Origin of the sequence: Pseudomonas sp. TJI-51 (assembly GCF_000190455.2) — a bacterium.
GTDB classification, from domain to species: domain Bacteria; phylum Pseudomonadota; class Gammaproteobacteria; order Pseudomonadales; family Pseudomonadaceae; genus Aquipseudomonas; species Aquipseudomonas juntendi.
Map to the genome: position 1 here is coordinate 17799 of NZ_AEWE02000064.1, position 19682 is coordinate 37480.

Consider the following 19682-nt stretch of genomic DNA (forward strand, 5'->3'; position numbering starts at 1 on the left):
CGGCCCGGCGCCGGGCCGGCCGCAGGGTTATCCGTTACTGGCCCTGGTTGGCCAGGGCTTCTACAGGCTCAATAGTATCCTGCCGCACCTTGGCACCGAACAACTTGATCATCTGCTGGATCAATGGATCCTGCTCGATCGAGGCGACGGCGCCCTGCTGACGCTCGGCCCGCTTGCGCGCGGCGGCCTGGGCCGGGGTTTCCTGCTCGGGCAGGACCAGTTCGATGCGCAGGTTCAGCGTGCGCCCCAGATGCTGGTTGAGCGCCTCGTTCAGGCGCCGCTGCTGGGTCGTGTTGAACAGCGCACCCTGGCCTGGGTCCAGGTGCAGCAGCCAGTCGTCGCCATCGGCGGCAATCAGCGTACAGTTTGCTGCGATGTTGCCTGTCATACCCGAGACAGGCAACTGTGGGAATAATTCCAGCCATTGCAGGGCCAGACCGGTGGCCGGCTTGGCGGCTGGCAACGGAGCAGGCGCGGGCGCAGGGGCTTCTTCCTGAACGTGTTCGGCTAACTCGTCGAAGTAGCTGAAGCCAACCGGATCGCTTTCGCCGCCGTAGTAGTCTTCGTCCAGCGGCGGCTCGTCGTCCCGGTCCATGCCAACGGCGGCGTAGGCAGACGGGTCGAAAGGCGGCTCGTCATGCACGGCAGGCGCGGCCGTAGGCGCCGCCTGCGGGGTCGGCCGCGGGGCTGACGCAGGCTCTGCGACTGGCGTCTGCGGCGCCACAGGCGCGCTGGTCGGGGCTGGGTCCTCCCACGGCAGGTCGACCACCTCGGCGACGGGCTCAGGCACCGAAATGGCCTCGACTTCGGCCCTCAGCTCGGCGTCTGCGGGCAGCTCGGGCTCATGGTCCACCGTGGCTGGCGGCGGCACTACCAGCGGCGCGGGCGCAGGCTCGGCGGCGGGCGGCGGCACGGCAGGCGCAGGGGCTGCCACCGGGTTGGCAGGATCAGCTGTGGCCTGGCTGATCCCCACTGGCTTTAGCACCGGTTTCGGCGCATCGTCGGTGTCGGCCGGGCGGAAGGCGAGCATTCGCAACAAGACCATCTCGAAGCCACCACGCGGGTCCGGCGCCAGCGGCAGGTCACGCCGACCGATCAGGCCCATCTGGTAATAGAACTGCACATCCTCGGCCGGTAATGCCTGGGCCAGCGCCAGCACCCGGTCACGGTCGCCCTGGCCGTTGTCCACTGCCTCGGGCAGCGCTTGGGCGATGGCTACACGGTGCAGCACGTTGAGCATTTCCGCCAGCACGCCAGCCCAGTCCGGCCCTTGCTCGGCCAGGTTGCGCACGGCCTCCAGCAGGGCCCGGGCATCGCCCTCGAGCAGCGCCTGCAGCACCCCATAGACCTGCCCGTGGTCGAGGCTGCCGAGCATGGCCCGCACATCGGCGGCCAGCACCTTGCCTTCGCCGAATGCGATGGCCTGGTCGGTCAGGCTCATGGCGTCACGCATGGAACCGTCGGCGGCGCGGCCCAACAGCCACAGGGCATCTGCCTCGAACGGGACGTTCTCCGCAGCCAGCACATGGCTGAGGTGCTCGACCACCCGCTCTGGGCTCATGTTCTTCAGCGAGAACTGCAGGCAACGCGACAGGATGGTGGCCGGCAGCTTCTGCGGGTCGGTGGTGGCCAGGATGAACTTGACGTACGGCGGCGGCTCTTCCAGTGTCTTGAGCAAGGCATTGAACGAGTGCGTCGAGAGCATGTGCACTTCGTCGATCAGGTAGACCTTGAAGCGCCCACGGCTGGGCGCGTACTGCACGTTATCGAGCAGTTCGCGGGTGTCTTCGACCTTGGTACGGCTGGCGGCGTCGATTTCGATCAGGTCGACGAAGCGGCCCTCGTCGATCTCCCGGCACACCGAACAGGTGCCGCAGGGCGTGGAGGTGATGCCCGTCTCGCAGTTCAGGCATTTGGCGATGATACGGGCAATGGTAGTCTTGCCCACGCCACGAGTACCGGTGAACAGGTAGGCATGGTGCAGGCGCTGGTTGTCCAAGGCATTGATCAAGGCCTTGAGCACATGGGTCTGGCCGACCATTTCGCGGAACGAGCGCGGACGCCATTTACGTGCAAGAACCTGATAACTCATCGAAAAACCATCGTAGCCTGATCGAGCGGAAGATCGCTAATGCTAGCGGAGCGGGGGCAAAATTGCACCCTGCGCAGCTCGTCTAAGCTATGAATCGGGCGCCTGTTGTCCAGGGAGGAGATGCTTTTGCGAAAACTGCTGGCCTTGCTGTTGGTCTGGGCTACCCAGAGCGTGGCAGAACAGCCGGTGCTGCGTTTTTCCGTGGCTGAAAGCTGGAGCATGCCGCTGGTGCGGATTGAAGATGACCAGCCGGTCGAGGGCCTGGTCTATGACCTTGTACAGGCGCTGGCCCGGGAAGCAGGGGTCCGCCCGCAGTATCACGTGATGGCCAGGCTGCGCTTGCAGGAGGCCATGAACAGCGGTGACATTGATGTGCGCTGCTACGTCAGCACGCAATGGTTCAATGACCGCCCGGGGGACTTTGTCTGGAGCATCCCGCTGTTTCACCAGCGCGACGTGCTGGTGGGGCGCCTTGGCGACAGCAACCCGGTCGCAGCAGAGCAACTGCCGCCCCAGGCCATCGGTACAGTGCTGGGGTACACCTATCCAACCTTGCAACCCCTGCTGGACCAAGGCCGGCTGAGTCGCGAAGACAGCCGCAGCCAGCTGCTGGTCCTGCAGAAACTGCAAGCCCACCGCTATCGCCATGCAGTGAGCAACGAGTTGTCGCTGCAGTGGTTCAACCAGGGGCAGCCGGCAGCTCGGCAGCTGCAAGTGCTGGCAGTACTGGAGGAGCAGGACCTGGGGTGCATGGTGCGCAACGACCCGGCGATACCCACACAAGGGCTGCTGCGGGCCTTGGTGCGCCTGAAACAGACGGGGGAAATCGAGCGGATCCTGCAGCGATACGCAGGGATGGGCCGTAGCGACAACCCGTCTGTCGCTCGCCCGTGAAACAGAAGCGCTGGTGATGTACAGAGGCAGCAAGCCAGCACGCTCCCTGTGGTCGCTGGCTTGCCGGCGATCTACGGCGAAGCGGGTGCCTATACCGCGTCGCCTGTTTCGCGGGCACGCCCGCTCCCACAGGGTATTGCGACCGATTCGAGCTCGCGTGGTGCCTGTGCCATGGACTACAACATGCTTGCTTCAGGCTGACCGCGAACACCTCGAACTTGAGAAGTTACAAAATGAAGGCCGCAAGCTAGGCGCCGAGACGCAGAAATTCGTGGCAGAAGCGCGTAAGCTCAGACAAGAAGCACTTTGGCATCCCATAGCAACTGGCTCAGCGGTTGTAACGACCATCGTTGGCATCATGGCGCTGGCCAGCAAGCTGTGAGTTTTAGATCGATCCAGTAACAAGGAGTCGCTAATGCGCTTCACTCCCCCAAGTCACACTGAAAACGCACGAAGTGAAGCGGAGGCATTCGCCGAGGAAATGCGCAAGCTCAGAACATCCTCCCCCTGGACAGGCGTGCTGCTGTTTTACCTTGGCGCCCTCTCTACAGCGCTCATGCTGATTGCCGGCATTTTCATCCTGCGCTCGCTCTGACCGCCTGGCCTGTCCTCACACCGAGGCCCGCAGCCCCGCACTCAGGAACAACCCCACACCAAACACAAAATGCGTAGCCAGGCTCTTCACGCAGTTACGCGCAGGCGCCGGTGTCCTCGACGCAAAGAACCCTGCCCCCAACAACGGCTGCATGAGACACAACGGCGCAACGGCCGTGCCCACGCCGAGCGCTACCGCGGGCAGCAAGGTAGGCGCCATCAACCATCGTTCCCCCACAAACCCAATCAGCAATATCGCGAACAGCACGCCGACGGCGTAATGAATCCCCCACCCCAACACCTGCTCATGCCGCACCGGCTCAGCCCTGGCAATCGCCTGATGCCGCACCCGCCCATTCAGCAGATGCCCCGCCCAACGCCCGACCATGGCGAAACTCAAGGTGGCAACGCCAAAGCGCCTCAGCAACAGGCCCCACATGTCCATCACTACCGTAGCACCGATACCAATCGGCAAGGCCGCTGAAAACATCGCAGTCAACGTCATTGAAAAATCCCCCATAGATTGACTGTCATCACCACGCCACGCAGCATAGAAGTTGAAGCCAGCTTTAAGTCAAGGACCCAAAATGGACATAGCCGACGTTGCCAAACGCACGGGCGTACCCGCCTCGACACTGCGTTACTACGAGAAGAAAGGGCTGCTCAAATCGCTCGCTGCACACGGCCAGCGGCGCCAGTTCGCAGCCGATGTGACCGACCGCTTGGCGCTGATCGCCTTGGGCCAGGCTGCGGGGTTTTCGCTGGATGAGATGGGAGCGATGCTGGTGAATCTGCAGGTCGACCGGCAGAAGCTGCTACTCAAAGCCGATGAACTGGATGCACGGATCAGGCGCCTACAGGCGATGAGCAAAGGCTTGCGACATGCGGCGCAGTGCCCTGAGGAGGATCATCTGGCCTGCCCTAAATTCCAGCGACTGATGAAGCTGTCGGCGGTGGGAGCATTGGGCGAGAAGCAGGACAGAAAGAAGGCGTTCGCAGCAGATTGAGGTTTTCCGACCCCGGAAATGGAGGCGGCCCCCCCAGCCACACCCCGGCACTCGATGTTCCCGCTATGGCTGCTCCCTTCCGGGCCTGACCAGGTTAACGGGTAATCAATGCGGGGGGACCGATGGGGCCACCACTACATGCCTCGCTGAGCAGCGAGTGGCGCCATTGTACCGGTCTTGGGGGCAGATACAACCTCTGGGAGCAGAAAAAGTCATCATTTCTCAATGACTTGTCTGGGTTGGGGTGGCGCTGCAGGCAAGACTGGCGCGAGGCCTGTGGGAGCGGGCGTGCCCGCGAAGCAAGCTACGCGATGGATGGCACCGGCTTTGCCGGTGTTCGCGGGCATGCCCGCTCCCACAAGTGGCGCGCGCAGGGACTTAAATAGTGATGCCCTGCCCAGCCAGGAACGCGACGAAGGCCTCCTCGTCCAGCACCTTCACGCCCAGCTCGCTGGCCTTGGCCAGCTTCGATCCAGCCCCCGGCCCTGCGACCACGCACTGGGTCCTGCCAGACACCGAACCGGCCACCTTGGCGCCAAGGCTTTCCAGCTTGTCCTTGGCCACATCCCGGCTCATGCGCTCCAGGGTACCGGTCAGCACCCAGGTCTGGCCGGCCAGCGGCAAACCCTCGGCGACTTTCTTCTCGCTGGTCCAGTGCATGCCGAACGCCAGCAACTGCGCTTCGATCGCGCGCGCCAGTTGCTGGTTGGCCTCATCCTTGAAGAATTCACGCACCGCGTCCGCCTGCTTGGCCGCCAATGCCTGGCGCAGGTCGATGCCGTCGGCAGCGATGATCTTGTCCAGGCTGTCGAGCTTGGCTACCAGTTTCTCGGCACCGGTTGGGCCTACCGAAGCGATGTCGAGCTTGGCGATCATGCCGGCCAAGCTGGTGCTGGCCGCGAATTCGGCGGCCAACTCGCCTTCGTCCTGCAGGTGCATGCCGCTGTCGAGCAACTGCTGGATAACCTTCTGGTTGTGCTCATCTTCGAAGAAGTTGTGAATCTCGTAGGCGACCTCAAGGCCAATGTCCGGCAGATACGTCAGCACCTGCGGCAAGGCCTGCTGCACGCGCGCCAGGCTGCCCAGCGAACGGGCCAGCACCTTGGCCGTCTCCTCACCCACATCCGGTATGCCCAGCGCATAGATGAAACGCGCCAGGCTCGGCCGCTTGCTGGCTTCGATGGCATCCAGCAGTTTGCGGGTGGACACCTCGGCGAAGCCTTCCAGGCCGACCACCTGCTCGAACTGCAGCTTGTACAGGTCAGCCGGCGAGCCGATCAGGCCTTCGTCCACCAACTGCTCGACGCTTTTTTCGCCAAGCCCGTCGATGTCCATGGCGCGACGCGACACATAGTGAATGATCGCCTGCTTGAGCTGCGCACCACAGGCCAGGCGGCCGACACAGCGGTACACCGCCCCTTCGCTGGTGGTCTCCTTGCCCTTGCTGCGCTTGACCAGCTGGGTGCGCTCGACTTGCGAGCCACACACCGGGCACTCGCTTGGCACGGCAACCGGGCGGGCATCGTCCGGGCGACGCTCCAGCACCACCTGCATCACCTGCGGGATCACGTCGCCGGCCCGGCGGATGATCACCGTGTCGCCAATGCGCAGGCCCAGGCGGGCGATTTCGTCCATGTTGTGCAGGGTGGCGTTGGACACGGTCACGCCCGCCACCTTGACCGGTTTCAGGCGCGCCACCGGGGTGACCGCGCCGGTACGGCCGACCTGGAACTCGACGTCCAGCACCTCGGTCAGCTCTTCCATGGCCGGGAACTTGTGGGCGATTGCCCAGCGCGGTTCACGGGCGCGGAAGCCCAGTTCACGCTGGGCGGCCAGGCTGTTGACCTTGAACACCACACCATCGATTTCATACGGCAGGCTGTTGCGCCGCTCACCGATGTCGCGGTAGTAATCCAGGCACTCTTCGATCCCTGCCGCATGCTTGAGCTCGCGGCTGATCGGCAGGCCCCATGCCTTGAGCTGTTCAAGGATGCCGATATGGCTGTCGCCGATGCTGGCAGACAGCTGACCGACGCCGTAGCAGCAGAACTCCAGCGGGCGGCTGGCCGTGATTTTCGAATCGAGCTGGCGCAGGCTACCGGCAGCCGCGTTGCGCGGGTTGGCGAAGGTCTTGCCGCCGGCTTCGGCCTGGGCTGCATTGAGGCGGTCGAAGCCGGCCTTGCTCATGTAGACCTCGCCACGCACTTCCAGCACCGCGGGCCAGCCCTCGCCGTGCAACTTCAGCGGGATGTTGCGCACGGTGCGTACGTTGGCGCTGATATCTTCGCCAGTGGTGCCGTCGCCGCGCGTGGCACCCTGCACCAGCAGGCCGTCGCGGTACAACAGGCTAACGGCCAGGCCATCGAGCTTGGGTTCGCAGCTGTAGTCAACCGCGCCCGGCTGATCGAGGCCGTCCACCACGCGGCGGCCGAACTCACGCAGGTCGGCCTCCTCGAAGGCGTTGCCCAGGCTGAGCATGGGCACTTCATGGCGCACCTGGCTAAAGGCCGACAGGGCCGCACCGCCGACGCGCTGGGTGGGCGAGTCGGGGGTAACCAGGTGCGGGTGTTCGGCTTCCAACGCCTTGAGCTCGTTGAACAGGCGGTCGTATTCGGCGTCGGGCACACTGGGCTCGTCGAGCACGTAGTAGCGGTAGTTGTGCTGGTCGAGTTCGGCACGCAGTTCGTGGATACGGGTTTCGGCGGTCATGGGGTTTGTCTTCTCTTGCAAAGCAAAAGAGCAGCCTGGGGCGGCGGCTGCGGTCTGGAGTAGCCATTGCCTGCCCTGGCCCTGTCGCCGGCAAGCCAGCTCCCACAGGCCCTTGTGGGAGCTGGCTTGCAGGCGACAAGGCCGGAACAGGTAACAACACCCGAACCGGCCAGCACGCCCTCAGGCTGCTCTTTCGTTGGATCTGTCAGCGCTTCTGGGTCAGCGCACGGCGCTCGAACTCGACGATGCGCTGGCGATAGTGCTCGATGGTCTGGGCGGTCAGCACGCTGCGCTGGTCGTCCTTGAGCTCACCATTCAGTTCATGGGCCAGCTTGCGCGCGGCCGCCACCATCACGTCAAAGGCCTGCTTCGGATGACGTGGGCCAGGCAGGCCGAGGAAGAAGCTCACCGCACGGGTGCTGAAATGGTCGATGTCGTCCAGGTCGAACACACCAGGCTTGACCGCATTGGCCATGGAGAACAGCACTTCGCCGTGGCCGGCCATGCTTTCGTGGCGGTGGAAGATGTCCATTTCGCCGAAGCGCAGGCCGCTTTCAAGAATGTTCTGCAACAATGCCGGGCCCTTGAAGCCACCCTCGTCGCGGGAAATGACGCTGATGACCAGCACCTCTTCGGCCGGTGGCAGCTCCTTGACGCTGCTGGCAGCGGGCGCCGGGTTGCCACGGGTATTTTCGGCGGCGAAGTCGTCGTCGCTGTCGGTGAACAGGTCGGGCTCGCGCGGCTCGGCGCTCAGGCCCAGGTCGCCCTGCTGCACATCGGCCGCGGCTGTGGCGCGCTTGCCACGCTTGCTGGCCTTGGCCGGCTTTGGCTCGCGCTCGCGGTCACGCGCCGAGGCGCTGAGCGAAGGCAGGTCGCTTTCGTCCAGTTCCGGTTCTTTATGGGTATCCAGTACCCGCGACGGGCCGAGTACTTCGGCACTGCCGCCCTCTTCGTCCGGCAGGTTGGAATAACTGCGGTCCAGACGGAATTTCAACTTGCCTTTGCCGCCGCGCATGCGGCGCCAGCCGTCGAAAAGAATACCGGCAATGACAATGATGCCGATGAGGATCAGCCACTCGCGCAGACCGATTTCCATGTAATCCCGTGCCTCTATAAAAATATGCTTGAAAACAAAGGGTTCAAAGCCCTTTAACACGTGGCGCCAACTCTATGTTCTGACAGGCGTTTTACCCACGCAATAAACGAGTGACATTAAGCTAGCACGACCAAAGACAACTTTACACCGTCTGTCGCACATGACGGGGGCATTTCGTTGGAGAAAGTGCCCGCATCGTCGCGCATCACGCATCGACCATGGCCATGGCGGCCTCCACATCAACTGCAACAAGACGTGAACAACCGGGTTCATGCATGGTTACCCCCATCAGTTGATCGGCCATCTCCATCGCAATCTTGTTATGGGTGATGTAGATGAACTGCACGCTCTCACTCATTTCCTTGACCAGGCGCGCGTAGCGCCCGACGTTGGCATCGTCCAGCGGCGCATCGACTTCGTCGAGCATGCAGAACGGTGCGGGGTTCAACTTGAAGATGGCAAACACCAGCGCCAATGCGGTCAGTGCCTTTTCGCCGCCGGACAGCAGATGGATGGTGCTGTTCTTCTTGCCCGGCGGTCGCGCCATGATCGTCACCCCTGTATCGAGTAGATCTTCGCCCGTCAGTTCCAGATAAGCGCTGCCACCACCGAAAACTTTTGGGAAAAGTGCCTGTAATCCGGCATTTATCTGATCAAAGGTATCCTTGAAGCGGTTGCGGGTTTCCTTGTCGATCTTGCGAATGACGTTTTCCAGGGTCTCCAGCGCCTCCACCAGGTCGGCGTCCTGGGCATCCAGGTAGCGCTTGCGCTCGGATTGTTGCTCGTACTCCTCAATGGCGGCGAGGTTGATCGCCCCCAGGCGCTGGATACGCGCCTCGAGTTGTTCCAGCGCCTGTTCGGTGCCCTGCTCGCTGGCATCGGCCTCCAGGGTGGCGAGCACCCCTTGCAGGTCGTAACCGTCGGCCAGCAGCTGCTCCTGCAGGGTCTTGCGCCGCACATCCAGGCCCTGGCACTCCAACCGCAACTGCTCCAGCTGGCCGCGCAACAACAGCGCCTGCTGCTCGGCCTGTGAGCGACGCTTCTCGGCCTCGCGCAATTCGCGGTCGGCTTCGTCCATGTGCAGGCGCGCCAGGCGCATTTCCTCGTCAACACTCATGCGCAGTTCCAGCAGCGCTTCGAGCTTCAGGCGCAACTCCTCCTGTGGTGCCTCGCCCTCCTCCAGGTTCAGGCTCAGTTGCTCCTGGCGCTCGGTCAGCCTCGCTGCTTGCTGCTCCAGGCGCTCCAGGGCCTGGCGGGTGGAGTCATGCTGCGCACGCAGCGAGCCCAGCCGCACGGCCAGCTGGTGGGCGTGGTCCTTGTGCTGGCGGGCCTCCTGGCGCACCCGGTCGAGGCTTTCGCGCAGGGCGTCGCGGCGGGCCATCAATTGCTCGCGCTGCTCGGTGTCCTGGGCCATCAGCTCCACCGCCTCTTGCAGCAACAGGCGGGCTTCGCCCAGTTGTTCGTGCTCAAGGGCGCGCTGTTCTTCCAGTTCGGCCAGTTCTTCCTGCAAGCGCCGGCGGCGCAGCTCGACCTGTTCGGCGCGCGCACGGCTGGCCGAGAGGCTGGCTTTCAGTTCACCGTGCAGGCGGTTTTCTTCCTGGCTGCGGCGGCGCAGTTGCTCGCGCTGTTCCTCCAGGTCCAGCTGCTGCTCGCGCAGGGTTTGCAACTGTTGCTCAAGTTGTTCCAACGCCGCTTCCTGCTGCAGTTGTTCCTGGCCCAGGCGGTCGATTTCCTGGCCACGCGCCAGCACACCGCCTTCGGCCTCACCACCACGGCGCACCCGCAAGAAGTGCCGGCCAACCCAGTAGCCATCGCGGCTGACCAGGCTCTGGCCGTCGCCAAGCGCTATGCGCTGCGCCAGCGCCGGGGCCAAGTCTTCGACAGGCTTGACCTGGCCCAGCCAGGGTGCCAGATCGACACCGCCTTCGACCTTTTCCAGCAGGCTGCCGGGCAACGACGCGCTGGCATCGCTGGCCTGCAGCAAGCGCAGCTCGCCTTGTTCCAAACCGGCAAAATCGAGGCCGTTGAAATCGTCCACCAGCACGGCCTGCAGGTCAGCGCCGAGCACGGTTTCTACGGCAAGCTCCCAGCCCGGTTCTACCCGCAAGCCTTCAGCCAAGCGTGGCTGTTGCTCCAGGCCCTGGCCCTGCAGCCAGTCTGCGGCGCCCGCCCCCGGCTCCAGGGCTGCCTGCTGCAACGCTTCCAAGGATGCCAGGCGGCCGCCCAGGCGCTGCAGGTCGCCCTGTGCCTGCTGCTGGGCCTGGGTAGCCTGCTGCAACTGCCCGCGCGCGCTTTCCAGACGCTCGACCACCTGTTCTTCGGAGAGCTGCAGTTCTTCCAGCAACATTTCGCTGCTGGCCAGCTGCTCGGCCAGATCCAGCAGGGTGGCGTCCTGCGGATCGCTCCCCAGTTGCTCGCGCTCTTCGCCCAGCTTGCGCTGGCGCTCGGCCTGGCGCTCCAGGCTGGCTTCCAGCTGCTGCAGGCGCGCCTGCTGCACTTCGGCCTGGCGGCGCGGTTCGGCAGAGCGGCTGTTGAAGCTGTCCCACTGCTCTTGCCAGCCGTGCATGGCCAGCTCGGCCTCTTCCAGCGCCGCCGCAGCTTCTTCGGCGGCGGCCAGGGTCATTTCCTGCTCGGGTTCGAGCATGGCCAACTCTTCGCCCAGGGTCGCCAGCAAGGTGCGGTCATGCCCCAGGTGCGACTCGGTTTCCAAACGGGTGCGCTCGGCCTCGTTGAAGTCGTCCTGCAACTGGCGCAGGCGCTGCTGGCCGTGCTGGATACTCTGCTCGACCCGGGCAATGTCACCGGCCACCGAATAGAAACGGCCCTGCACCTGGTTGAACCGCTCGGACAACTCGTGATGGCCGTCACGCAGGCGCTCGATGCTGGCATCGGCGTTGCGCTGCTCGGCCACCAATGCCTCGTGGGCCACGCCCTGATCACCAATCACCGACTCGCGCTGGCGTACCCGCTCGTCCAGGTCGCGCCAGCGCAAGGCCGACAGCCGCGCTTTCAGCTGCCGTTCCTGCGCCTTGTACTCACGGTACTTTTCCGCGGCCTGGGCCTGGCGGTGCAGGCGCTCGAGCTGGCGTTCCAGTTCTTCACGCAGGTCGGTCAGGCGCGCCAGGTTTTCCTGGGTGCGGCGGATACGGTTCTCGGTTTCGCGGCGGCGCTCCTTGTATTTGGAGATGCCGGCGGCTTCCTCGATGAAATTGCGCAACTCTTCGGGCTTGGCCTCGATCAGCTTGGAGATCATGCCCTGTTCGATGATCGAGTAGCTGCGCGGCCCCAGCCCGGTGCCGAGGAAAATGTCGGTGATGTCGCGCCGGCGGCACTTGGTGCCGTTCAGGTAGTAGCTGTTCTGCCCGTCGCGGGTGACCTTGCGGCGGATGGAAATTTCGGCGTACGCGGCATACTCGCCGACCAGGGTGGTTTCGCTGTTGTCGAAGACTAGCTCGATGCTGGCCTGGCTGACCGGTTTGCGCCCACTGGAGCCGTTGAAGATGACGTCGGTCATCGATTCGCCGCGCAGGTTCTTCGCCGAGCTCTCGCCCATCACCCAGCGCACCGCGTCGATGATGTTGGATTTGCCGCAGCCGTTGGGTCCGACCACGGCCGCCATGTTGCTGGGGAAATTGACTGTGGTCGGGTCGACGAACGACTTGAAGCCAGCCAGGCGAATGCATTTGAGGCGCATCGGTCAGCCTCGGGCCAGTGCCGCCAGCACCAGTTCGCAGCTGCGCTGGCAGTAAGCGGTAAGCACCTCGCGAATGTGCGGCAGGTCACGGGCGACCACCGCTTCGAGCAGGCGGGCGAACAGGTCGAGGTAATCGATCATGTTGGCCTGGCGTTGGTCCAGCGCCAGATAATAGGCACGGCTCATGGCCGGCTGCAGGTTTTCCACGGTTTCCTGCAAGAAAGGATTATCGGCAAATGGATAGGCGGCGCGCATCACCGCGAAGCTGTCACCGACGAAAGCCTTGATGTCCAGCCGGTCGTGGGCGCGCTGCAGCCGCTGCTGAATCTCCAGAAACGGGCGCAGGTCGGCTTCGGTGCGCCATTTTTGTGCAACCGCATTGCCCAGCAGGATATAGAACTCGCCCATCAGCGCGCACAGGCTGCGCACGCTGCGTTCGTCCAGCTCGGTGACATGGGCACCGCGGCGCGGCAAGATCGCCACCAAGTGGCGGCGTTCGAGAATCAGCAACGCCTCGCGCACCGAACCGCGGCTGACATTGAGTGCCTGCGTAACCTTTTGCTCCTGAATGCGCTCGCCGGGCGCCAGCTCGCCGCGGATGATGCGTTCGGCCAGGTAATCGGCAATCTGCTCGGAGAGGCTGTCCGGGGCCTTGAACGTCATGGTTTTCCTTCAAAATCATTGAACTGGGCACAAGGGGCGAAGTGTAGCGCACTTGACCATTGGTCGCGCAGAGGGGGCAGGCGGTTTATTTGACCCAGCAGACAACCGCGGGCCCGGCGCGATCTATGCTTGCAATATGGGCAATGAACAGGGTTGGGCGAGACCATGCGCAATTTCTTGACCCTTGGGTCAGAAAAATATTGACCTGCTGGACAGGTGTTGCTTAGAGTCCGCCCAACAACAATAAAACCATTGCGAGGCCATCCCCGTGATCCAGTTTCTCGTCAATCAGGAGCTGCGTAGTGAGCACGCCCTGGACCCTAACATGACGGTGCTGCAGTACCTGCGCGAGCACCTGGGCAAACCCGGCACCAAGGAAGGCTGCGCCAGCGGTGACTGCGGCGCCTGCACCGTGGTGGTCGGTGAACTGACCCAGGACGCACAGGGCAACGACAACCTGCGCTACCGCAGCCTCAACTCGTGCCTGACCTTCGTCTCGTCGCTGCATGGCAAGCAGCTGATCAGCGTCGAGGGCCTCAAGCACCAGGGCCAACTGCACAGCGTGCAGCAAGCCATGGCCGACTGCCATGGGTCGCAATGCGGGTTCTGCACACCCGGCTTCGTGATGTCGCTGTTTGCCCTGCAAAAGAACAGCGACGGCGCCGACCTGCACCAGGCCCAGGAGGCCCTGGCCGGCAACCTGTGCCGCTGCACCGGCTACCGGCCGATCCTCGACGCCGCCGAGCAGAGCTGCCGCCAGCCTTGCCGCGACCAGTTCGATGCCCAGCAGGCGCATACCATCAGCCGCCTGAAGGCCATTGCCCCCACCCAGACCGGTGAACTGAACAGCGGCGACAAGCGCTGCCTGGTGCCACTGACCGTGGCGGATCTTGCCGAATTGTACAGCTCGCACCCAGAGGCGCGGCTGCTGGCCGGCGGTACAGACCTGGCCCTGGAAGTCACCCAGTTCCACAAGACCCTGCCGGTGATGATCTACGTGGGCCACGTCGCCGAACTCAAACGCATCGAGAAAACCGCCAGCCACCTGGAAATCGGCGCCGCAACCCCGCTCACCGACTGCTACGGCGCCCTGAACGACGAGTACCCCGACTTCGGTGCCCTGCTGCACCGCTTCGCCTCGCTGCAGATCCGCAACCAGGGCACCCTCGGTGGCAACATTGGCAATGCCTCACCGATTGGCGACTCGCCACCCCTGCTGATCGCCCTGGATGCGCAGGTGGTGCTGCGCCAGGGTGAGCGTCAACGGGTGATGCCGCTGGAGGATTACTTCATCGACTACCGCATCACTGCCCGCCAGGACAGCGAGTTCATCGAGAAGATCATCGTGCCACGCGCCAGCCGCGACTGGGCGTTCCGTGCCTACAAGGTATCCAAGCGCCTGGACGACGACATCTCCGCCGTGTGCGGCGCTTTCAACCTGAGCATCGAGGACGGGGTGGTCAGCGGTGTGCGCATCGCCTTTGGCGGCATGGCAGCGATACCCAAGCGCGCGCGCGCCTGCGAAGCCGCGCTGCGCGGCAAACCCTGGAACGCGGCGGCCATCGAGCGTGCCTGCCAGGCCCTGGCCGAAGACTTCACCCCGCTCAGCGACTTCCGCGCCAGCAAGGAATACCGCCTGCTGACTGCACAGAACCTGCTGCGCAAGTACTTCATCGAACAGCAATCGCCGCACATCGAAACCCGGGTGACCGCTTATGTCTAACCACCATGTAGCCAAGAGCCAGGCCGAGATGGCCGAACTGTTCAGCCAGCACCTGACCACCGGGGTTGGCCGCAGCGTCAAGCACGACAGCGCCGACAAACATGTCTCCGGCGAGGCGCTGTACATCGACGACCGCCTGGAATTCCCCAACCAGCTGCACGTCTATGCCCGCACCGCCGACCGTGCCCATGCGCGCATCCTGCGCATCGACACCACGCCGTGCTATGCCTTCGAGGGCGTGCGCATCGCCATCACCCACGAAGACATCCCTGGCCTGAAGGACATCGGCCCGGTGGTGGCGGGTGACCCGCTGCTGGCTATCGACAAGGTCGAGTTCTTCGGCCAGCCGGTGCTGGCCGTGGCTGCACGTGACCTGGACACCGCACGCAAGGCGGCCATGGCCGCAATCGTCGAGTACGAGGACCTGGAGCCGGTGCTGGACGTGGTCGACGCGCTGCGCAAGCGGCACTTCGTGCTCGACAGCCACACCCACCAGCGCGGCGATTCCGCCAGCGCCCTTGCCAGCGCCCCGCACCGCCTCCAGGGCACCCTGCACATCGGTGGCCAAGAGCACTTCTACCTGGAAACGCAGATTTCCTCGGTGATGCCTACCGAAGATGGCGGCATGATCGTCTACTGCTCCACGCAGAACCCCACCGAGGTGCAGAAGCTGGTCGCCGAAGTACTCGACGTGCCGATGAACAAGGTGGTGCTGGACATGCGCCGCATGGGCGGCGGCTTTGGCGGCAAGGAGACCCAGGCCGCCAGCCCGGCCTGCCTGTGCGCGGTGGTGGCGCGCCTGACCGGCCAGCCGACCAAGATGCGCCTGCCGCGGGTCGAAGACATGACCATGACCGGCAAGCGCCACCCGTTCTACGTCGAGTACGACGTGGGCTTCGATGAGAATGGGCGCCTGCATGGCATCAATCTGGACCTGGCCGGCAACTGTGGCTATTCGCCCGACCTGTCTGGCTCGATCGTCGACCGCGCCATGTTCCACTCAGACAATGCCTACTACCTGGGCGATGCCACCGTGCATGGTCACCGCTGCAAGACCAACACTGCCTCCAACACGGCGTACCGCGGCTTTGGCGGCCCGCAGGGCATGGTTGCCATCGAACAGGTGATGGACCACATTGCCCGCCACCTGGGCCGTGACCCCCTGGCGGTGCGCAAGGCCAACTACTACGGCAAGACCGAACGCAACGTCACGCATTACTACCAGACCGTCGAGCACAACATGCTCGAAGAGATGACCGCCGAGCTGGAAGCCAGCAGCGACTACGCCGAGCGCCGCGAGTCGATCCGCCGCTTCAACGCCAACAGCCCGGTGCTGAAGAAAGGCCTGGCCCTGACCCCGGTCAAATTCGGCATTTCGTTCACCGCCACCTTCCTCAACCAGGCCGGTGCGCTGATCCACATCTACACCGATGGCAGCATCCACCTGAACCATGGCGGCACCGAAATGGGCCAGGGCCTGAACACCAAGGTGGCGCAGGTGGTGGCACAGATCTTCCAGGTGGATTTCAGCCGTATCCAGATCACCGCCACCAATACCGACAAAGTGCCCAACACCTCGCCCACGGCCGCCTCGAGCGGTGCCGACCTGAATGGCAAGGCGGCGCAGAACGCGGCCGAGATCCTCAAGAAGCGCCTGACCGAGTTTGCCGCACGGCACTACCAGGTGACCGAGGAAGACGTCGAGTTCCGCAACGGCCATGTGCGGGTGCGCGAACAGATCGTCAGTTTCGAGCAGCTGGTGCAGCAGGCCTACTTTGCCCAGGTGTCGCTGTCCAGCACGGGCTTCTATCGCACGCCGAAGATCTACTACGACCGCAGCCAGGCCCGTGGCCGGCCGTTCTACTACTTCGCCTTCGGCGCTGCCTGTGTGGAGGTGATCGTCGACACCCTGACGGGTGAATACAAGATGTTGCGCGCCGATATCCTGCACGATGTCGGTGACTCGCTGAACCCGGCCATCGACATTGGCCAGGTAGAGGGCGGTTTCATCCAGGGCATGGGCTGGCTGACCACCGAGGAACTGGTGTGGAACGCCAAGGGCAAGCTGATGACCAACGGCCCGGCCAGCTACAAGATTCCGGCAGTGGCCGACATGCCACTGGACCTGCGCGTGAAGCTGGTGGAAAACCGCAAGAACCCGGAAGACACCGTGTTCCACTCCAAGGCCGTGGGCGAGCCGCCGTTCATGCTCGGCATTGCCGCCTGGTGCGCGATCAAGGATGCCGTGGCGAGCCTTGCCGATTACCGCGTGCAGCCGAACATCGACGCGCCGGCAACGCCGGAGCGGGTGTTGTGGGGGTGTGAGCAGATGCGAAAGGCGGTGGCCCAGCAGCAACCGTCTGAACATGAATTGGAAACCGTCACCCACTGACAACGCAAGGCCCTGTAGGAGCGGCCTTGTGTCGCGAAAGGGTCGCGAAGCGGCCCCAAGATCTTGGCTACTGCATAGATTGTCGGGGCTGCGGTGCAGCCCATTCGCGACACGAGACCGCTCCTACAAGGGGGCCGTGTCGATCTTTAGAGAGGTCGCATCATGCACCAATGGATCAACGCCCTCGCCGACCACCAGGCCCGTGGCGAAGCCTGCGTACTGGTGACCATCATCGAGGAACGCGGCTCGACCCCGCGTAATGCCGGCTCGAAGATGGTGGTCAGCGCCAGCGGCCTGTTCGACACCATCGGCGGTGGCCACCTGGAATACAAGGCCCTGCACATCGCCCGGCAAATGCTTGAAGCACAACGCACCACGCCGCACCTGGAACGCTTCAGCCTCGGCGCCAGCCTGGGCCAGTGCTGCGGCGGCGTCACCGTGCTGCTGTTCGAACCCATGGCTGCCGTGCAGGCGCACATCGCCGTGTTCGGCGCGGGCCATGTCGGCCGCGCTCTGGTACCCTTGCTCGCCGCCCTGCCCTGCCGGGTGCGCTGGGTCGACTCGCGTGAACAGGAATTCCCCGAATTCATCCCCAACGGGGTGACCAAGGTGGTCAGTGAAGAGCCGGTCGACGAAGTGGCACAGCTGCCACCAGGTTGCTACTGCATCGTCATGACCCACAACCATCAGCTCGACCTGGAACTGACCGCCGCCATTCTCAAGCGCAACGACTTCACCTGGTTCGGCCTGATTGGCTCGAAGACCAAACGGGTCAAATTCGAGCACCGGCTGCGCGAGCGGGGCTACGACGACGCGCTGATGGCGCGCATGCGCTGCCCGATGGGCCTGGCCGAGGTCAAGGGCAAACTGCCCATCGAGATCGCGGTGTCCATTGCCGGCGAAATCATCGCCACCTACAACGCCTGCTTTGGCCAGCACGACGCTGCCGCCAATGCCGGCCCCATTGCCCAGTTGCTGCCGCCTTCCCGGCGCAGCCAAGCCCTTTGACGAGTGAGTTATGACCGTTACCCGCAAAGCCTACCGTGCCGCCATCCTGCACAGCATCGCTGACCCGGCCGAGGTGGGCCTGGAGGCATCCCATGAATACTACGAAGACGGCCTGCTGGTCGTCGACGATGGCCGCATCAGCGCCGTCGGCCACGCCAGCGAGCTGCTGCCGACCCTGGCCGCGGACTTTCCGGTCGAGCACTACCAGGACGCACTGATCACCCCGGGTTTCATCGATACCCACATCCACTTCCCGCAAACCGGCATGATCGGCTCCTACGGCGAGCAGTTGCTGGACTGGCTGAACACCTACACCTTCCCGTGCGAAAAGCAGTTTGCCGACAAGGCCCACGCCGACCAGGTGGCGAAGATCTTCCTCAAGGAACTGCTGCGCAACGGCACCACCACCGCATTGGTATTCGGCAGCGTGCACCCGGAATCGGTGAATGCCCTGTTCGAAGAGGCCGAGCGCCTGGACCTGCGGCTGATCGCCGGCAAGGTGATGATGGACCGCAACGCCCCGGACTACCTGACCGACACTGCCGAGTCCGGCTATGCCGAAAGCAAGGCGCTGATCGAACGCTGGCACGGCAAGGGCCGCCTGCACTACGCCGTCACCCCGCGGTTCGCCCCGACCAGCACGCCTGAACAGTTGACCCTGGCCGGCCAGTTGCTCAAGGAGCACCCGGGCGTGTACATGCACACGCACCTGTCGGAAAACCTCAAGGAAATCGACTGGGTCAAGTCGCTGTTCCCTGAGCAGAAGGGTTACCTGGACGTCTATGACCACTTCGAGCTGCTGGGCGAGCGCTCGGTATTCGCCCACGGCGTGCACCTGTGCGACGACGAATGCCAGCGCTTGGCCGAAACCGGCTCGGCCGTGGCCTTCTGCCCCACCTCCAACCTGTTCCTCGGCAGCGGCCTGTTCAACCTGCCGCAGGCCGAGCGCTTCAAGGTCAATGTGGGCCTGGGCACCGACGTCGGCGCCGGGACCAGCTTCTCGCTGCTCAACACCCTGAACGAGGCGTACAAGGTGATGCAACTGCAAGGCGCGCGCCTGCACCCGTTCAAGTCACTGTACCTGGCCACCCTAGGCGGCGCCCGTGCGCTGCGCCTGGACGACCGCATCGGCAGCCTGCGCCCCGGCAACGATGCCGACTTCGTGGTGCTGGACTACAAGGCCACGCCGCTGCTGGACTACCGCATTCAGCAGTCCAACAGCATTGAAGAGACCCTGTTCGTGCTGACCACCCTGGGTGACGACCGCACCGTGCGTGAAACCTACGCTGCCGGGCGTTGCGTGCACCAGCGCTAGCCGCCACAGCCCTGGTAGGAGCGGCCTTGTGTCGCGATGGGCTGCGAAGCAGCCCCCAGATATCAGCTTAACCACAGATATTGCAGGGGGCCGCTTCGCAGCCCATCGCGACACAAGGCCGCTCCTACACAGGCGGCGCGCTATCCTTTCCGTTACTTGTAACGGTGAATGTTGGACAGCTGCTTGTTCGGTTGTGGGTTCTTGCGGTAGATCAGGGCTTTCTTGCCGATGGTCTGCACCAGTTCGGCGCGGCCGGCCTTGCACAGCTCGGCGATGGTCTCGGCGCGTTCTTCGCGGTCTTCCGAGCGAATCTCGACCTTGATCAGTTCATGATCGACCAGTGCGCGTTCCAGCTCGGCGACCACGCCTTCATTCAAACCATTGCCAGCAACGATCAGGACCGGCTTCAGGTCATGACCAATGGACTTGTATTGCTTCTTCTGCTCGTTATTGAGCGGCATAATCTGACCCTTTCCGTCTGATTCTGTAAAATTG

15 protein-coding genes and 1 other RNA gene are annotated in these 19682 nt (G+C 63.8%); 8 read left to right on the top strand and 8 right to left on the bottom strand.

Going from position 1 to position 19682, the window contains the following annotated elements; all coding sequences use genetic code 11:
* Nucleotides 1-34 precede the first annotated feature (34 nt).
* Nucleotides 35-2092: a DNA polymerase III subunit gamma/tau gene (dnaX, locus tag G1E_RS14590; protein WP_047149905.1), complete on the bottom strand. Its 2058-nt coding sequence runs from the start codon at nt 2090-2092 to the stop codon at nt 35-37.
* A gap of 120 nt (nt 2093-2212) precedes the next feature.
* Here dnaX and G1E_RS14595 point away from each other — a divergent pair, with 120 nt between their 5' ends.
* The 3 genes from G1E_RS14595 to G1E_RS14605 all read left to right on the top strand — a co-directional run bounded on the left by G1E_RS14595 (nt 2213) and on the right by G1E_RS14605 (nt 3581).
* Nucleotides 2213-2986: an ABC transporter substrate-binding protein gene (locus G1E_RS14595; protein ID WP_009683915.1), complete on the top strand. Its 774-nt coding sequence runs from the start codon at nt 2213-2215 to the stop codon at nt 2984-2986.
* Nucleotides 2987-3173: 187 nt separating this feature from the next.
* Nucleotides 3174-3368, top strand: coding sequence for a hypothetical protein (locus G1E_RS14600; RefSeq protein WP_009683916.1), 195 nt, complete (start codon nt 3174-3176; stop codon nt 3366-3368).
* Nucleotides 3369-3401: 33 nt separating this feature from the next.
* The gene (locus G1E_RS14605) at nt 3402-3581 is read left to right on the top strand and encodes a hypothetical protein (protein ID WP_009683917.1); all 180 of its coding nucleotides are present in this window, start codon (nt 3402-3404) and stop codon (nt 3579-3581) included.
* A gap of 15 nt (nt 3582-3596) precedes the next feature.
* On the opposite strand, the gene G1E_RS14610 is transcribed toward G1E_RS14605, so the two are convergent.
* A complete protein-coding gene (locus G1E_RS14610; protein WP_009683918.1) occupies nt 3597-4085 on the bottom strand; it encodes a DUF2938 domain-containing protein in 489 nt (162 codons plus the stop codon).
* An 82-nt stretch (nt 4086-4167) separates the two neighbouring features.
* On the opposite strand from G1E_RS14610, the gene G1E_RS14615 reads away from it, so the two are divergent.
* Entirely contained in the window at nt 4168-4587 is a 420-nt protein-coding gene (locus tag G1E_RS14615; RefSeq protein ID WP_009683919.1) for a helix-turn-helix domain-containing protein, read from the top strand.
* 28 nt (nt 4588-4615) lie between these two features.
* Here G1E_RS14615 and ffs read toward each other — a convergent pair.
* From ffs to G1E_RS14635, 5 genes are all read right to left on the bottom strand, one after another.
* An RNA gene (gene ffs / locus G1E_RS27655) (signal recognition particle sRNA small type) lies at nt 4616-4712 on the bottom strand.
* A gap of 253 nt (nt 4713-4965) precedes the next feature.
* Nucleotides 4966-7296, bottom strand: coding sequence for an NAD-dependent DNA ligase LigA (gene ligA / locus G1E_RS14620; protein ID WP_009683920.1), 2331 nt, complete (start codon nt 7294-7296; stop codon nt 4966-4968).
* A 205-nt stretch (nt 7297-7501) separates the two neighbouring features.
* On the bottom strand, nt 7502-8392 hold the full coding sequence (gene zipA, locus G1E_RS14625; protein ID WP_009683921.1) for a cell division protein ZipA: 891 nt from the start codon (nt 8390-8392) through the stop codon (nt 7502-7504).
* 205 nt (nt 8393-8597) lie between these two features.
* Nucleotides 8598-12086, bottom strand: a complete 3489-nt coding sequence (smc, locus tag G1E_RS14630; RefSeq protein ID WP_009683922.1) for a chromosome segregation protein SMC — start codon at nt 12084-12086, stop codon at nt 8598-8600.
* Nucleotides 12087-12089: 3 nt separating this feature from the next.
* On the bottom strand, nt 12090-12749 hold the full coding sequence (locus G1E_RS14635) for a GntR family transcriptional regulator (protein ID WP_009683923.1): 660 nt from the start codon (nt 12747-12749) through the stop codon (nt 12090-12092).
* A gap of 268 nt (nt 12750-13017) precedes the next feature.
* Between G1E_RS14635 and xdhA the strand changes: the two genes are divergently transcribed.
* The 4 genes from xdhA (at nt 13018) to guaD (ending at nt 19187) form a co-directional block, all read left to right on the top strand.
* Nucleotides 13018-14472, top strand: coding sequence for a xanthine dehydrogenase small subunit (xdhA, locus tag G1E_RS14640; protein WP_009683924.1), 1455 nt, complete (start codon nt 13018-13020; stop codon nt 14470-14472).
* On the top strand, nt 14465-16864 hold the full coding sequence (xdhB, locus tag G1E_RS14645; RefSeq protein WP_009683925.1) for a xanthine dehydrogenase molybdopterin binding subunit: 2400 nt from the start codon (nt 14465-14467) through the stop codon (nt 16862-16864). Before xdhA ends, xdhB begins: the two co-directional genes overlap by 8 nt.
* 162 nt (nt 16865-17026) lie before the next feature.
* Nucleotides 17027-17872 carry a xanthine dehydrogenase accessory protein XdhC gene (gene xdhC, locus G1E_RS14650; protein WP_009683926.1) on the top strand — a complete coding sequence of 282 codons (846 nt, stop codon included), beginning with the start codon at nt 17027-17029 and terminating at the stop codon, nt 17870-17872.
* Between the two features lie 10 nt (nt 17873-17882).
* Entirely contained in the window at nt 17883-19187 is a 1305-nt protein-coding gene (guaD, locus tag G1E_RS14655; RefSeq protein WP_009683927.1) for a guanine deaminase, read from the top strand.
* A 152-nt stretch (nt 19188-19339) separates the two neighbouring features.
* Here guaD and yhbY read toward each other — a convergent pair whose 3' ends face one another.
* Nucleotides 19340-19648: a ribosome assembly RNA-binding protein YhbY gene (yhbY, locus tag G1E_RS14660; RefSeq protein ID WP_009685341.1), complete on the bottom strand. Its 309-nt coding sequence runs from the start codon at nt 19646-19648 to the stop codon at nt 19340-19342.
* Between the last annotated feature and the right edge of the window lie 34 nt (nt 19649-19682).

Coding starts and splice junctions, on each gene's coding strand:
- dnaX (WP_047149905.1), bottom strand. CDS start 2,092: ATGAGTTATCAGGTTCTTGCACGTAAATGGCGTCCGCGCTCGTTCCGC.
- G1E_RS14595 (WP_009683915.1), top strand. CDS start 2,213: ATGCTTTTGCGAAAACTGCTGGCCTTGCTGTTGGTCTGGGCTACCCAG.
- G1E_RS14605 (WP_009683917.1), top strand. CDS start 3,402: ATGCGCTTCACTCCCCCAAGTCACACTGAAAACGCACGAAGTGAAGCG.
- G1E_RS14610 (WP_009683918.1), bottom strand. CDS start 4,085: ATGACGTTGACTGCGATGTTTTCAGCGGCCTTGCCGATTGGTATCGGT.
- G1E_RS14615 (WP_009683919.1), top strand. CDS start 4,168: ATGGACATAGCCGACGTTGCCAAACGCACGGGCGTACCCGCCTCGACA.
- ligA (WP_009683920.1), bottom strand. CDS start 7,296: ATGACCGCCGAAACCCGTATCCACGAACTGCGTGCCGAACTCGACCAG.
- zipA (WP_009683921.1), bottom strand. CDS start 8,392: ATGGAAATCGGTCTGCGCGAGTGGCTGATCCTCATCGGCATCATTGTC.
- smc (WP_009683922.1), bottom strand. CDS start 12,086: ATGCGCCTCAAATGCATTCGCCTGGCTGGCTTCAAGTCGTTCGTCGAC.
- G1E_RS14635 (WP_009683923.1), bottom strand. CDS start 12,749: ATGACGTTCAAGGCCCCGGACAGCCTCTCCGAGCAGATTGCCGATTAC.
- xdhB (WP_009683925.1), top strand. CDS start 14,465: ATGTCTAACCACCATGTAGCCAAGAGCCAGGCCGAGATGGCCGAACTG.
- xdhC (WP_009683926.1), top strand. CDS start 17,027: ATGCACCAATGGATCAACGCCCTCGCCGACCACCAGGCCCGTGGCGAA.
- guaD (WP_009683927.1), top strand. CDS start 17,883: ATGACCGTTACCCGCAAAGCCTACCGTGCCGCCATCCTGCACAGCATC.
- yhbY (WP_009685341.1), bottom strand. CDS start 19,648: ATGCCGCTCAATAACGAGCAGAAGAAGCAATACAAGTCCATTGGTCAT.